9 protein-coding genes are annotated in these 14,315 nt (G+C 47.2%); 4 read left to right on the forward strand and 5 right to left on the reverse strand.

Annotation, left to right across the window (positions count from 1 at the left end; translation table 11 throughout):
* Positions 1 to 63: 63 nt before the first annotated feature.
* Both C6P39_RS22780 and C6P39_RS22785 read right to left on the reverse strand, forming a co-directional pair.
* The gene (locus C6P39_RS22780; RefSeq protein WP_104805299.1) at positions 64 to 750 is read right to left on the reverse strand and encodes a DUF2461 domain-containing protein; all 687 of its coding nucleotides are present in this window, start codon (positions 748 to 750) and stop codon (positions 64 to 66) included.
* On the reverse strand, positions 751 to 1,617 hold the full coding sequence (locus tag C6P39_RS22785) for an RNA polymerase sigma factor (RefSeq protein ID WP_104805300.1): 867 nt from the start codon (positions 1,615 to 1,617) through the stop codon (positions 751 to 753).
* Positions 1,618 to 1,952: 335 nt separating this feature from the next.
* On the opposite strand from C6P39_RS22785, the gene C6P39_RS22790 reads away from it, so the two are divergent.
* On the forward strand, positions 1,953 to 5,123 hold the full coding sequence (locus tag C6P39_RS22790) for a response regulator (protein ID WP_104805301.1): 3,171 nt from the start codon (positions 1,953 to 1,955) through the stop codon (positions 5,121 to 5,123).
* A gap of 32 nt (positions 5,124 to 5,155) precedes the next feature.
* Positions 5,156 to 6,565, forward strand: a complete 1,410-nt coding sequence (locus C6P39_RS22795) for a GntR family transcriptional regulator (RefSeq protein WP_104805302.1) — start codon at positions 5,156 to 5,158, stop codon at positions 6,563 to 6,565.
* 58 nt (positions 6,566 to 6,623) lie between these two features.
* Here C6P39_RS22795 and C6P39_RS22800 read toward each other — a convergent pair whose 3' ends face one another.
* From C6P39_RS22800 to C6P39_RS22810, 3 genes are read right to left on the reverse strand one after another with little or no spacing between them, the layout of a single operon-like run.
* A complete protein-coding gene (locus tag C6P39_RS22800) occupies positions 6,624 to 7,586 on the reverse strand; it encodes an FAD binding domain-containing protein (RefSeq protein ID WP_158661674.1) in 963 nt (320 codons plus the stop codon).
* An 11-nt stretch (positions 7,587 to 7,597) separates the two neighbouring features.
* Complete coding sequence (locus C6P39_RS22805) at positions 7,598 to 9,844, reverse strand: xanthine dehydrogenase family protein molybdopterin-binding subunit (protein WP_104805304.1); 2,247 nt, start codon at positions 9,842 to 9,844, stop codon at positions 7,598 to 7,600.
* Positions 9,831 to 10,322 (reverse strand): (2Fe-2S)-binding protein, encoded by a 492-nt coding sequence (locus C6P39_RS22810; RefSeq protein ID WP_104805305.1) that lies wholly within the window; start codon positions 10,320 to 10,322, stop codon positions 9,831 to 9,833. Before C6P39_RS22810 ends, C6P39_RS22805 begins: the two co-directional genes overlap by 14 nt.
* Positions 10,323 to 10,500: 178 nt before the next feature.
* Here C6P39_RS22810 and C6P39_RS22815 point away from each other — a divergent pair, with 178 nt between their 5' ends.
* On the forward strand, positions 10,501 to 12,687 hold the full coding sequence (locus tag C6P39_RS22815) for a BTAD domain-containing putative transcriptional regulator (protein ID WP_104805306.1): 2,187 nt from the start codon (positions 10,501 to 10,503) through the stop codon (positions 12,685 to 12,687).
* Between the two features lie 77 nt (positions 12,688 to 12,764).
* Complete coding sequence (locus C6P39_RS22820) at positions 12,765 to 14,288, forward strand: HAL/PAL/TAL family ammonia-lyase (RefSeq protein ID WP_104805307.1); 1,524 nt, start codon at positions 12,765 to 12,767, stop codon at positions 14,286 to 14,288.
* The last annotated feature ends 27 nt before the right edge of the window (positions 14,289 to 14,315 follow it).

Consider the following 14,315-nt stretch of genomic DNA (forward strand, 5'->3'; position numbering starts at 1 on the left):
AAAAGGAGAGCCTGTTGTCCGTGAAACGGAAGGGGCTTCTCCTTTTTTTTGCGTTTTAGAAAATTAAGGTCTTTCCGGCATTTTAAAGCCATCCAATGCAGTATTCAGAAAACGGTTAAACGGCTGCATCTGCGTAAACACATCTGCTGCCAAGGCAAGGAAATCTTCAGGGGAACACAGAAGCTCATCACTTATGGGATATTCCAGATACCAGCTTTTATATTTCAGGTATTGGGCCTGAGGATGTGTCTTGTCGTATCCGGCAGGTACATTTTTCAGGGATGTGCCGCTGACAGTAAAATTTTTTGTGAATCCGGGGGCAGTGATGACCGTTTCCCACCGGTCCGGATGTTTTGCTATGTGATCCCTTATCATGGAGGTGGCATCCTTAAACATATCTGCAAATAATCCACCGCCTAAAAAGGACCTGCCGCCGGGTTTTATCATGAGGTAATATCCCACAGGCACGGGCAGCTTGCCCATGGGCGCAATATGGGCCCGGAAAGCGGGATTGTATGGGGATTTATCATGGCTGAAACGGGTATCTCTTGTAAGCCGGAACGTGAGATCCTTCGGTTCGTTGTGCAGAATACTGCTGTCGGTGACGCCGATGCGGAGTATCAATTCCTGTATCAGTGCCTCAAACTCTGCATTGGCTGCTTTGTATTCCTCCTTGTGCCCATGGTACCAGTCACGGCAGTTGTTCTGCTCCAGGTCGGTGAGATAATTTAGTATAAGTTCTGTGTTCATTTACGCGCCCTCCGTTTCGTTGTTTTTGACAATAGATATCTGGGTGGACTTTAGAAAATCCAGAATAAAGCGTTTGGCATGATCCGGTGATTTGTAAGCCTTGCAGAATTGAAAGCTGCCGGCAAGCCCGTCAATATCCTCCATGGCATTTTTGACATCCATAAGTGTCTCAGCCGGAATTTCCGTTGAGGAGGTATATTCTGTTTTGGATGGATGGAGCCGGTGATTTTGGATGGCATAGCTGACCCGGTCTTTACACCGGCACCTTCCGTGTCCGTACTCCCCGCAGTATTCTTCCAGGAAATCGGCCATTTTTTTTCGTACTCGTCTGAGACGCTGGCGGTATGCCTCCGGGCTGATGCCCAGAATATCGCCTGCGATACGGCTGTCCGCTTTGAACATGGTGCCAAGGATGAAAATGCAGCGGCTTTCTGTGTCAAGGCACTGCAGCATCACATTGGTGCATGACATCTTTAGTTCCTCCGCCAGCACCGCTTTTTCTATGTCCTGGGACAAATCGGGAATATCTTTGGCACTGCCGTTTTCAATGTCATTGCCGTAAAACTCAAAACTGAGAGGATGGCGGGCAAACATACTTTTCTTGTAGTTTTTCAGATGATTGGATGCTATGCTGAAGACCCATGTAGTAAAAGAACTCTCTTTTCTGAAAGAGGATAGATGGGTGATGACTTTCAGCAGTATTTCCTGGGTGGCGTCCTCCGCGTCGGGAAAACTTCCCAGCATCCTGAGTGACAGGTTAAACACCAGATCCTGTATACTCAGGATAACGGTTTCCAGGGATTTTTCGTCTCCGGCGGTTGCTTTTTCCAGCAATGTGGTCAGTTCCTCGTTATTTTTTATATTCATAATGATTACCTCCTATTGATTTAGACAGGAAAATGTATGGCTTGTGACAGAAAAAATAATTTTTTATTATAGGACCAGATACATGATAGAGGATGGGGCAGAAAAAAGCAATAATGGAATAGCAGGAAGAAAAAAACGCCGGGTCGTGACATATGCGCCTGCGCGCATGAAATGCACATGACAAGCGTACAGCCGTTTGATGACTGGCATCGTGACATATGTGCCTGCGCACATGAAATGCACAGTTTACAACAATTTCGATAAGTGTTAAGATAAAATGTAAAGGCAAAAGAGACAAGCAGCAGGAAAAATGCTGTAATGAGAGGAATGGATGAATGGGAAAGAAAAGAGATGCCAGGCTGGCTGTAGAAGAATTCTGTAATACCTGGTTTGCGCTGCGGGAGCCTGAGAAGGCGGCAGAATTTTTGGACAGTGATATTCGCTTTGAGGAAGCCGGAAAAAGGGAACATGCTCATGGAAAACAAGAGGTACTGGATTATATCCGCAGAGATATAGAAAATATAAAAGCTGTTTTTTATCCGGAAGTCTCTGTCATATATGAACAGTCTCTGGGCCATGGGATCTGCAGTCTTTCCTGCAGGCTGGATTTAAGAAATGAGACATATACCTGGCAGATGGAGGGACATTTCACACTGGCCCTGGATCAGGAAAAATGGCTGATAAAGAATATCTGTCTATGGGATACAGGGGGAATCCATGAAGATCTGCTGCGTATCTATAATAATATACCCGGTGCAGTATTCCGCTGCAGATTTGACGAGTTCTTTTCCGTCATTGAAGCCAATGACGGTCTTTTTGAATTTCTTGGCTATACCAGACAGGAGTTTGCCGGCATGGGCAGCCGCATGTCTTCTGTTATTTATCCCGAAGACCTGGCGGTCATGACAGACAAGCTGAAGACCCAGTTAAAGCACGGCAACACCATACATAATGAAAACCGCCTGATCTGCAAAGACGGTACTGTCAAATGGATCTCCATAAAGGCCCAGCTTTTTACCGAAAAAACAGGGGAACAGTATTTTTACTGTGTTTTTGTGGATATTACAGAGGAAAAACAGATTCAGGAGAAGTCCAGGGAATTGTTTGAAAAAGAGATGGCTTATTTTGCGGAGCTGTCCTCCTCAGAGAAAAATTTCCGGGGCCGGATCAATGTGACGAAAAACTGTGTGGAGAGCTATGTGTCCGCCTTTGATGATGCCATTACCCATGTGGGGGCCACATATGAGGAGACCGTGCAGAATATGGCACAGTCTGCTGTGGATTGGCAGTACGGGGAAAAGATCAGCAGCGCCCTTGACCGGGAGAAAGTGCTGGCGGACTATCATGCGGGAAAAGTGGATTACAGGTTTGAATTTTTAAGAAGGAGAAAGGACGGAAGCGTATTCTGGAGCAATACCAACTTCCGTTCCCACTTAAATCCCCAGAGCGGTGATATCATTACCTTTTTTTACACCTTTGATGTGACGGAACAAAAAATGCAGGAACAGCTCTTGAAAAAAATCACGGATCTTGGCTTTGAGCTGATCGCAGATATTGATATCCGCCGTGATACCTATCATCTCATTTCTTTTGATGAACGGGCATACGGAATTCTGCCAAGGAGCGGGCGTTTCCAAAGTGAGATCAAAAAAGTGGCAGAAGGCACCATGGAGGAACCAATCTGTACCTCCTATCTGAAGCACCTGGAATACAGCTATATGGAAGAACACCTGGAGGAATGTGAATCCTATTCCTTTATTGTGGAGATGAAGAATGAGACCGGGGATCTGCGGGTTAAGCGCTGTGAGGTTTTCTACATAGACAGGGAACTGGGACGGGCCTGTCTTGCGAGAACGGATGTGACTGACGTGGTGCGCCAGGAGCAGCGTCAGAAGGAAGAGATGGCGGCAGCCCTGGTTGCAGCGGAACAGGCCAACGCGGCAAAATCAGACTTTTTGTCACGCATGAGCCACGAAATCCGTACACCTATGAATGCCATCATCGGCATGAGCACCATAGCGGCCCAGTCGATCGGGGATGATGAGCAGGTGGCAGACTGTATTGCCAAGATAGGCATTTCCTCCCGTTTCCTGCTGTCCTTGATCAACGATATCCTGGATATGAGCCGGATCGAGAGCGGCAAGATGCTGCTGAAAAATGAGAAGATCCCCACAGAGGAATTCCTAAATGGGATCAACTCCATCTGCCATGCGCAGGCATCTGCAAAAGGTGTGGATTATGAGTGTATTGTGGATCCTGTGTTGGATGATTATTACATGGGAGACGCCATGAAACTGCAGCAGGTGCTCATCAATATCCTGTCAAATGCCATAAAATTTACCGGTGAGGGCGGTAAAGTGACCTTCTCGGCTGCCCAGATGCGCAGAACAAAGAATGATGCTGTCCTGCGGTTTGTCATCAACGATACAGGCGTAGGGATGAACGAGGAGTTTCTCCCCCATATATTTGAGCCCTTTTCCCAGGAAAGTACAGGGACTACCGCGCTTTACGGGGGAACAGGCCTTGGCCTTGCCATTTCTAAAAATATTGTGGATATGATGGACGGGCGTATCATTGTCCGCTCCATCAAGGGGATCGGTTCGGAATTCACTGTGGATGTAAAGCTGGGCATCACAGAGGAGGAGAAACTGCATCATAACCAGAAGAAACAAACCTATAATTTTGCCAATCTTAAAACACTGGTGGTGGATGATGACGTGGCAGTGTGCGAGAGTGCCATGGTTACCCTGAAAGAGATGGGAATATCCGCGGAGTGGGCGGACAGCGGGCTTAAAGCGGTGAACCGGGTCCGGGATTTGTGGAATGACGGAAAATATTTTGATATGATATTGATTGACTGGAAAATGCCGGAGATGGATGGTATCGAGACAGCCCGGCGTATCCGCGGCATTGTGGGACCTGAGGTGACGATCATCATAATGACGGCATATGACTGGAGTTCCATTGAGCATGAGGCGAAATTGGCAGGTGTTAATCTGCTGATCAGCAAACCTATGTTCAAATCCTCCCTTATATCTGCATTTTCCAAGGCACTGGGCAAAAAGGATGAGGAGAAGGCAGAGAAAAAAGAGGCAGAGATGGACTATGATTTTACAGGAAAACGTGTGCTTCTGGCTGAGGACCATCCCCTGAACACGGAGATTGCGGTCATGCTCCTGGAAGGGAAAGGATTTATTGTGGATACTGCGGAAAACGGTCTGCGTGCCCTGGAGCTGTTCAGCAAATCAGAGGAGAAATACTATGATGCAATTTTGATGGATATCCGGATGCCTCTCATGGATGGCCTGACAACAGCCACCAATATCCGTCATCTGAGTAATACCGATGCCAAGACCATTCCGATCATTGCCATGACGGCCAACGCCTTTGACGACGATATTGAGAAGAGCAAAGCTGCAGGAATGAATGCGCATCTGGCTAAGCCCATAGACCCGGCAAGACTATTCCAGACATTATATGATTTCATCTTCAGAAAAGAAGACTAAAGATATCAGCGAATCCATTGAGGTGAAGAATTATGCTGCTTGAAAGCGGAATTTACAGACTAGTTTATGAATATTATGAGACCAGGATCCTTTTTGGATATTATAGATACGGGGAGCATCTGCCCTCCATCAACAGAATCTGTGATATCTTCCAGATGGCTCCCGCAACGGTTAGAAACGCACTTTCTGTCCTTGAGAAAAAGGGACTGATCCGGGTGGATGCGAGAAAAACTGCAAAAGTCATTTATAAAAGCAGCCCCGCAGGCTTCAGGAGAAATGCGGTGAAATACTTTGCTCCCAGAGAAGCAGGCGTCCGGGAGCTGTGTGAATCGGGGAGACTTCTCCTGGAACCTCTCTGGGAGGAAGGAGTCCGCAGATGGGATGAAAAAAACTGGCAGTGGTTTACGAAAAAACTCATGGCTCCATCGGGCAATGCCGTATCCCTTCCGGTGGAATTTTACTATCTGGCGCTTCTGAGCCTGAATAATGGTCTGGCCCTGAATTTTTATTGGGAGGTCATCGGCTATATCCGGCTCCCGTATCTGGTGAACAAGGATGAAAACGAGATCACACCCTACACCGGCACAGACAGGTGCCGGGAAGACGTAGTCACATGGCTGCATGAGCAGTTCGCAGATTTTTACTGCGAAGCAGTGCAGGAGATCAAGACTTTTCTCCGAAAAAATGAGGAAGCAGTATTCCCCAAGGGTACGGAACAGTTACCTTTCCACTGGAATATCTACAGACAGAGACCTCAGCTTTGCTATACGATGGTATCCCTGATCATCAGGGAAATCAACCGGGGTATATATGCAGCAGGGAGCTATCTGCCGTCACTGCCCAAGATGGCAGAGATATATGGTGTGTCTGTCAGCACAGTGCGCCGTACCCTCAGTATTCTGAAAAGTCTGGGGCTGATAGAATCTTTTCATGGAAAGGGGACACAGATCTGTACAACGGTGCGTCCCATGGATTTCTCCAAAACAGAGATAAGGGAAGGGATGCGTCTGTATCTGGAAAGTATGGAGGTCCTGGCTCTGACCATACGCCGGATTTCTTTTTATACGCTGGAGCATATTTGCGAGGATGAGAGAAGACAGCTGGAGGAAGAATTTTTAAAGATGCTGAGAGAAGGAAAAAGCTATCGTTCTTTTGAAATCTGTCTCTTTTTTATAGAGGAAAAATGTCCGCTTTCCATTGTGCGGGAATGCTATGGACAATTAAGAGAGATGCTGGCCTGGGGATACTCGTTTACTCTGCACCGGCTCAAGGCACGTTCACTTCATGATGAATATAAAGAACGAATCCAAAAGGCTGCAGAGGATCTGCATCAAAGGGATTATAAGGCATTTGCAGAAAAGTGGGAATCCCTGTTAAAGCATGAAGAAAAAATGATGAGAAACGGATTGACAGGATTGTTGGAAACAGGAGAAAAAAAGTAAGGGGCAGGTGAGGGCGTTCACCTGCCCTTACTCTTTATAAAGAATGGAAATTTGCAGATTATCCTTCCGGCGGGCAAATCAGGATTTTCAGCAGCGTGCGGATATTTTGAAAGGAATCTTTTTTTACCTTTACGGAAATGGTAGATTCTTTGATCAACTTGCTTTTGGAAAGAAGCTCTTTTACTGCTGTCTCCGCTATTTGATCCAGGTCCGTGTCCTTTCCGGCAAAGATGAAGTCTGCGGTGTCATGCAGTTCCACGGGATTGTCAGCCACAGCTCCAACCAGGAGCCGTGCATCTCTGGTCTCGGGACAATAAGCGCCTGCAAAATTGACGGTGGGGAAATCAACAGAGCCACGGATACTTATTTTTTCAAAGGCGCTCCGGTATCCCTGTTGCGGGAAGGGAAGCAGAAACCCTTCAAGAAGGATATCTGATCTTTCTATGGTTCCGTTCTGTGTGATATGGTTTTGAATGAAAGTTTCTACGGGCAGCCTGCATTTTTCTCCATGTTTGTAGAACAGAGCCTGCGCGTGATAAAGCATCAGGGCGGGAGCCAGGTCAGAATAATACAGAGCGCGGCACACAGGAGAGTTGGGAATCTGGTGGCAGAGGTTTCCGCCTGTTTTAAAACATTTCGGTATACTGCTCCTCCAGTAAGAGGACTGGTTGAAATAAATGCAGCGCCTGTCCTGGAGGATATTTCCGCCGATCGTCCCCATATTTCTTATCTGCGGGGAAGCCGTAACACGCAGAGCCATCTCAAGAGCAGGATATGAGGTACAGAGGGCAGAATTGCAGGAAAGTCCGCTTAAAGTAACGGCAGCCCCCAAAAACCAGCCCTCTGTTGTCTTCTTGACTGCGCGGAGGTTTGGAATATGGGTGATATCCAGATAATTTCCCGAGGGCTTTAAATCGTTTTTTATTAAAGGCATAAGATCTGTCCCGCCGGCAAGGATGACGGGGGATTCGGAGGACAGGCAGGAAAGCGCGTCCTCCAGATTCTGCGGTTTATAATACATGGTCATCTCTCCTATTTTTTGTTTGGTTTTATGAAAAAGGACTCAGACAGCGGTATCCGGTTGATCTCTCTGCCCGATGCCTGTGATACGGCGTCTGCAATGGCAGGCGCTACGGGTACGGTAGTCAATTCCCCTACACTTTTTGCGCCCAGGGGACCGGTAGGCTCGAAACTTTCAATGTATTCTCCATGGATATCCGGCATATCCGAGATCAGCGGTACACGGTATGTCAGAAGGTCCGAGGAGATCACCTTGCCGGCGCGGCGGTTGTGCTCCAAAGTCTCTGTCAGAGCGTAGCCCACACCTTGCCCGATCCCGCCCTCAATCTGCCCTATGACGGTGAGGGGATTGATGGGGGTGCCCACGTCCACGACCTCGATCACGTGCCGCAGGATGATGCTGTTGGTCTTCTTTTCGTATTCTGCCTTCACCATGCAGACGGCAAAGGGGTTGGGACTTTCCTGGGCTTTATAGCTGGAATTTCCCATAATGACTGCTCCTTTCATACCGAAAAACACCTGCCCCGCAGCTTCCTGAAAAGTAAGATGCTGATTTTTTGACGGGATATGAAATTTTTTGTCTTCCCCAAATGTTATATCTGTACTGCCGTAACAGTCTGACAGGGCATGGACAAGCTTTTGTATGATATCCTGACAGGCAAGCACAACCGCGTTTCCGCTTACATAAGTCTGGGAACTGCCAAAGGTTCCGGTATCGTAAGGGGAGATTCCGGTATCGGCCGCAGTGATCTTAACAAGAGAGAAGGGAATTCCAAGGTATTCCGCCGCTATTTGGGAAAGCATGGTTTCACTGCCCTGTCCGATATCCGCGGAACCGGTCAGAAGGTGAATGCTGCCGTCATCGTTTGCCAGTATGACGGCAGAACTCATTCCTTCTTTGGAGGAAGGGCCTGATCCATGGCAGGCAAAAGAGACACCCCACGCCTGCCGGATCTCCTCATTATCAGCCAGCCCTTCCTTTTCGTCGATCTCCCGACGGATCTTTTGACAACGGCGGGCACATTTTTCAATGCCGCAGCTCGTAACCGCTGCTGTGGCGGCAGGGAACTTTTTCCCTGTCTGTACATGATTGCGCAGACGGAATTCCACGGGGTCAAGGTGGAGTTTTCTGGCAATCCGGCTCATCATAAGTTCCCGGCCGAAGGTGAGCTGTGCGTTGCCGTATCCCCGGAATGCGCCTGCGGTGGGACCGTTGGTTGCTATGCTGTATCCGTTAAAAAGATAATTGGGGACCTTGTACTGGAATTTTCTGCTGGCAGCAGCCACGATCGTGGGGGTGTGGGTAGTATAAGGACCTGCATTCAGATAGTATTCTGTCCGGAAAGCAGTTAAAATGCCCTCTTTTGTTACACCGAATTTTAAATGTGTCTGCATTTCATGGCGTACTACGGAAGCATACATCTCTTCTTCCCGAGTGTTGATAAGTTTAACGGGTCTTCTTATTTTTTTTGACAAAAGGGCAGCGGCAGGCTGGTTATGGAGCTGCTGCCTGGCACCGAAACCTCCGCCCATGACAGGCTTCACAACACGGATATCATTTTCGTTCATCCCAAACAGTTCCGCCATGATCCTTCGTTCCTGATAAGGTGTCTGGGAATTGCTCCAGATATTCAGTTTCCTGCCGTCAGAAAAATCGCAGATACAGGATGTGGGTTCCATAGCCACATGCTGCATGGCTGAAGTGTGGAAATCATCCTCAAAAATATAGTCTGCTTCTTCAAAGCCTTTTTCCGTATCACCGGCAGAGGCTTCCCTAGAGGCAAGAATATTGTTTTGGGACAGATGCGGTTGGATCGGAGCGGCATCAGCCTTTAATGCGTCCTTTATGGTATGTACGGAAGGCAGAAGCCTGTAGCTGACCTTTACGGCTTTGGCTGCCTTTAAAAGCGCCTGTGGGGTCCTGGCGGCAATGGCCAGGATGCGGTCTCCAACACAGAGAGGGTGGGCGGTGAGTATCTTCTCATCTTTCATGAGCAGCGGGGATGGTGGATTGCCGGAACAGTTGTAAAAGGTGTCGGGAACCTCCCAGGGAAGAAGTGCGCCTATGTAGCCTTCGGTCTTCTTTGCTTGGGAAAGGTCAATGTCTGTGACTTCTGCATGTGCATGAGGGCTTCGGATCATCATACCGTACACCATTTGAGGAAGGGAAAGATCCCCTGTGTAGAGAGCCTTTCCGGTGACTTTTGCGGCGGACTCATGTCTTGGGATTCCGTGTGCGGCAGTTTTATATGGATTCATGGGACACCTCCTCCAGTTTTTGGGCGGCAGTTTTAACGGCTGCCTCAATTTTTGTATAACCGGTACATCTGCAGATATTTCCGGAGAGCGCTTCCCGGATCTGGGAACTGTCAGGCTTGGGAATCCGGTCCAAAAGGGCTTTTGTAGACATAATCATACCCGGTGTGCAAAAACCGCACTGTACGGCACCCTCGTCTATATAAGCCTGTTGAATGGGATGCAGCTCATTTGGAGATTCCAGCCCCTCAATGGTTTCAATTTCCCCATTGTCCGCCTGCAGTGCCAGTACACAGCAGGAATTAACAGCTTTTCCGTTCAAAAGCACAGTGCAGGCTCCGCACTGCTCACAGCCGCATCCCTGTTTGGTGCCTGTAAGTCCTGCTTTTTCCCGGATCACGTCGAGAAGGGTATCTTCTTCCGTGACGGAAAAAATGAAGATTTCCCGGTTTATGGTAAGGGTAATGTTGTAATGGTTCATAGAACAGATTCCTCCTGTTTTCCCTTAGAGTTGTTTAAAAATTCATTCCTGGGAACTTTTGCCTCTATTATAAAACATAGCTGTTGAAGTTTTGTTGAAAAAGTGTTATTGACTAATTTCCCTGTGGTGCCTATGATAAATAGATAGAGTGTGCGGAACAGAAAAGGGAGAGGACAGCATGGATAAAATAGAAGTTTTTCTTTTAGGGACCCCCAGAGTTTATGTGAATAAAAAAAGATATCTGTTTCCCTATGGACGGGTAGAGGGAATGTTCTATTACCTCATTACCAAAGGGTATGAAAATAAGCAGGTACTGGAAGATATCTTCTGGGGAGATAAATATGATGAAGAAAAGGCAAACAGAAATTACAGAAATGCGCTCTATCATATCAGAAAGGCTTTCGGAAAGGATTTTTTGATCACAGACGGCAGGCAGCAGCTCAGGATCAACCCGGAAGCGGACTTGTGGATGGATCTGATTGAGATGAAAAGTGATCTTGAGATCCTTTCCGGTAAGGAGAATTTCTGGTATTTAGACCATTTTGAAGTAAAAGAAAGCAGTCAGTTTGAAAATTTTATACGTCAGAAAAGGATTGAGACCGCAGAGAAGATTTATTTCCTTACAGAGGATGAACTGTTCAAAGACAAGTGCAGACTGGATCTGTGTGAGGAGATATGTAAAAACCTCATCGCCATGGACGAGTTTTGTGAAAAATATTATCAGCTTCTTATGAAATTATATGAAAAAGCAGGGCAGAGGAACCGGGCAGATATGGTCTATCGGGAGCTGCAGTACATATTGGAACAGGAACTGGATGAGGTGCCCGGTGAGGAGATCACAAAGCTCTGGCAAAAGATCATCAGCCAAAAAGAGCGGGAGCGTGTGCAGGAGGAGAAAGCGCCTTTCTCCAATACGGGTGAAAGCCAGTCGGATATCTGCAAAAGCCTGCTGGAATGGATCTCTATGTTCTGCGACAGGGCGGAATACAGAAAATTAAAGTATTTTTCCGGCTTGGAGGATTCCCTGTTTGTGGAGGGGATCGAATCCCTTGTCCGAGGGGGGATGATACGAGAGGAAGAGGATGCCGGCAGGATCTATTATTCATTTCCGAATGAGGAGGAAAGGATAAGGGCTTATGAAAGCCTCAGCCTGACGAAAAGGAAAAGTCTTCACAGCCTCATGGCAAAACGATTTGAGAAGCAGTTTTTTATGGGAAAGAACGAGGATATCCTGCCTAAGATCAGCTATCATTACTTTAAGAGCCAGGACAGAAAAAAATCGGATTTTTACCTGAAAGAATATCTGCGCAGATATCTGGCCATCGCCCACGAATTTTTCCCGGTACTGCATGATTACGATGTGATGTATAACACGGAAACATATCTGAACAACAGAAAACAGATAGAATTTATTTATAAGCAGATGGAAGCCTATGTGGAGGCGTATAAAGAATCAGTCAATCCCGGGGGCTTTGAAAAAGAGCGGCTGGAGCTTTATCTTACTATGCTGGTCCAGTCCTATGTAAAGATCCCGGACTATGAAAGGTCCTGGGAATATATCGGTCTTTTGGAGGAGCTGCAGGGCACGGCAAAGGAAACTCTGAAGCAGAAAGCGTATCTTGCCATGGACATCTGTCAGGCGGATGCACTCATCCGTTACAGCCGGGAAGGGCTTTCGCAGGCTGCTGACACATCTGCAGAACAGGGCTTCTGGAAAAGGTTTCAGGGTATTGGCTATGTGCTCAAAGGGGAGATGGAAAAAGGCAGCCGGGAACTGCTTGAGGCAGCGGATATATTCCTGGATAAGGAGTGGAAAGAGGAATGGGGCGCCAATGCTGCTGTAGCTTACAGCTGGCTGGGGGAAATCGGCCGTCTGACAAAAGATTATGACCGTGCCATGGAATATTACAGAAAATCACTGGATATCCATGCAAATATCCATAATATCAGCGGCAAGACCCTGCTGTATCTCCATATGGGAAAAGGATTGTTTGATACAGGTAATGACTGTATGGCAGAGCGTTATATAAAAGCCGCGATCCAAAGCTTTGAACATCTCCATGTGGTGTATAAGAGAAGTACGGCCTATGCCTACGAAGCGGTCCTGTTATTCAGAAAAGGAGATTTTGAGGGAGGTGCCATGTATCTGAAAAAGGCCGGACAATACGCGCAGTACAGCAGGGACCCTGTGGAACGTTGTCTGTACAGCAGGATTTTCGGCCTGATCACCCAATCTGCAGCGTGTCCTTGTGAAAGCAGGGTCAAGATCGGGGAAGACAGGCAGATCTTTGATATAGGAGAGGAACGATCAAAAATCCCATCCATATGGGAAAAAAAATATCTCGACCAATTCTGCATTTTTTAAACAAAATTTTGATGGAAATATATTATATTTTCTGAAAAACAGTGCAGCGGTACTGAACAGAATGGGAGAGAACAGTTATGGAGAAAATTGTTTTAGACGGAAAGAATCTCACCTTGGATCAGATTTATGAAGTGGTATATCACGGAGCCATTGTGGAACTCTCGGAGGAAGCTATGAAAAGGGCCGAAAAGGCTAAGCAGGTATTATACAGGATGGTAGATTCGGAAATACCTGTTTATGGGACAAACAGGGGGGTTGGATGGAACAAAGACCGAAAGGTTTATACAGAATATTTTGACCAGTATAATAAAAACCTTCTGCGTTCCCATTCTCTTTGTGTACCTCCGTATTGTACAGAGGAGGAAGTCAGAGCCATTATGCTGATTCGTCTGAATACGGCTTTGTATGGCTGTGCAGGCCTTTCCCGGGATGTGCTGGAACGCTACAGGGATTTCTTAAATAAAAGGATCCATCCCCTGGTTCCGAGAAGAAGCTCTGTGGGGGAAGCGGATCTGGCGGTAAATGCCATGATCGGCATGTCCATGATCGGGGAGAATGATGTACTCTATCAGGGACAGCCCACAGACAGCTTGAAAGCCATGGAAGATGAGGGAATGAAGCCTCTGGTCCTGGGTCCGAAAGACGGCCTTGGCATTGTATCCTCCAACTCTCAGGCAGCTGCCATGGCGGCTCTGCTTCTGAGAGAAGTAAAAGAGCTGACCGCTAACTCCAATCTTATATACTGCATTGGCCTGGAGGGATTAAACGGACAGATCCAGCAGCTTGATAGGAGTGTAACAGAGGCAAAAGGATTTCCGGAACAGACAGAATGTGCGCAGGAATGCCTGCATATGTTAGAGAGCAGTTATCTCTTCGACGGTACAGAGGGCAAAGCGCTTCAGGACCCTTTAAGCTTCAGGGATTCCGCTTTTATAAACGGGGCTGTACTGGAATGCGTCAAGCTGCTTGAAATGAGTCTGAACCAGCATCTGAACCATTCGGATGACAATCCCTGTGTTCTTCCTGATGAGGAGAGGGTGTCTGTGAGCTGTAATTTTGAGCCTCTTAATCTGGCGTTAAAGGCGGAAATGCTGAATATTGCACTGAACCATATATCAAAAGGTGCATGTCACAGGATTCTCAAGCTGGCAGATCCATCCTTTACCGGGCTGCCCCGGTTTTTATCCCCGGACGGCGGCAAGACCGTGATCGGATATTCCACCATCCAGAAGACGTTTACATCTTTGGATACCGAGAACAGAGCTTTGGCGAATCCCTCTTCTATGGATTTCTTTGCATTGTCCGGGTATATTGAGGATCATGCCTCCAACGCTGTGCTCATATTGGAAAAATCCTTTAAAATTGTGGATAATCTCAGGTACATCCTGGGAATGGAATTGATGCACGCAGCCCAGGCCGTGGATCTGCGCGGAAACTATAAACTTGGGAAATGTACGGGAAAGGCATTTGAGGAATACAGAAAGATAGTTCCGTTTTTGGATAAGGACAGGAAGCTGTCTGTGGATATCCAAGCTTCCTATGAAGTGGTAAAAAGTAATAAGCTGTTAAAAGCAAGCGGGTGCTGTAACGAATGGCAATGATGAAGGGAGGCAGGTGACGGATCTCAC

It is taken from the genome of Blautia marasmi (assembly GCF_900258535.1).
GTDB lineage: Bacteria > Bacillota > Clostridia > Lachnospirales > Lachnospiraceae > Blautia > Blautia hominis.

Coding starts and splice junctions, on each gene's coding strand:
- C6P39_RS22785 (WP_104805300.1), bottom strand. CDS start 1,617: ATGAATATAAAAAATAACGAGGAACTGACCACATTGCTGGAAAAAGCA.
- C6P39_RS22800 (WP_158661674.1), bottom strand. CDS start 7,586: ATGTATTATAAACCGCAGAATCTGGAGGACGCGCTTTCCTGCCTGTCC.
- C6P39_RS22790 (WP_104805301.1), top strand. CDS start 1,953: ATGGGAAAGAAAAGAGATGCCAGGCTGGCTGTAGAAGAATTCTGTAAT.
- C6P39_RS22805 (WP_104805304.1), bottom strand. CDS start 9,844: ATGAATCCATATAAAACTGCCGCACACGGAATCCCAAGACATGAGTCC.
- C6P39_RS22780 (WP_104805299.1), bottom strand. CDS start 750: ATGAACACAGAACTTATACTAAATTATCTCACCGACCTGGAGCAGAAC.
- C6P39_RS22810 (WP_104805305.1), bottom strand. CDS start 10,322: ATGAACCATTACAACATTACCCTTACCATAAACCGGGAAATCTTCATT.
- C6P39_RS22815 (WP_104805306.1), top strand. CDS start 10,501: ATGGATAAAATAGAAGTTTTTCTTTTAGGGACCCCCAGAGTTTATGTG.
- C6P39_RS22795 (WP_104805302.1), top strand. CDS start 5,156: ATGCTGCTTGAAAGCGGAATTTACAGACTAGTTTATGAATATTATGAG.
- C6P39_RS22820 (WP_104805307.1), top strand. CDS start 12,765: ATGGAGAAAATTGTTTTAGACGGAAAGAATCTCACCTTGGATCAGATT.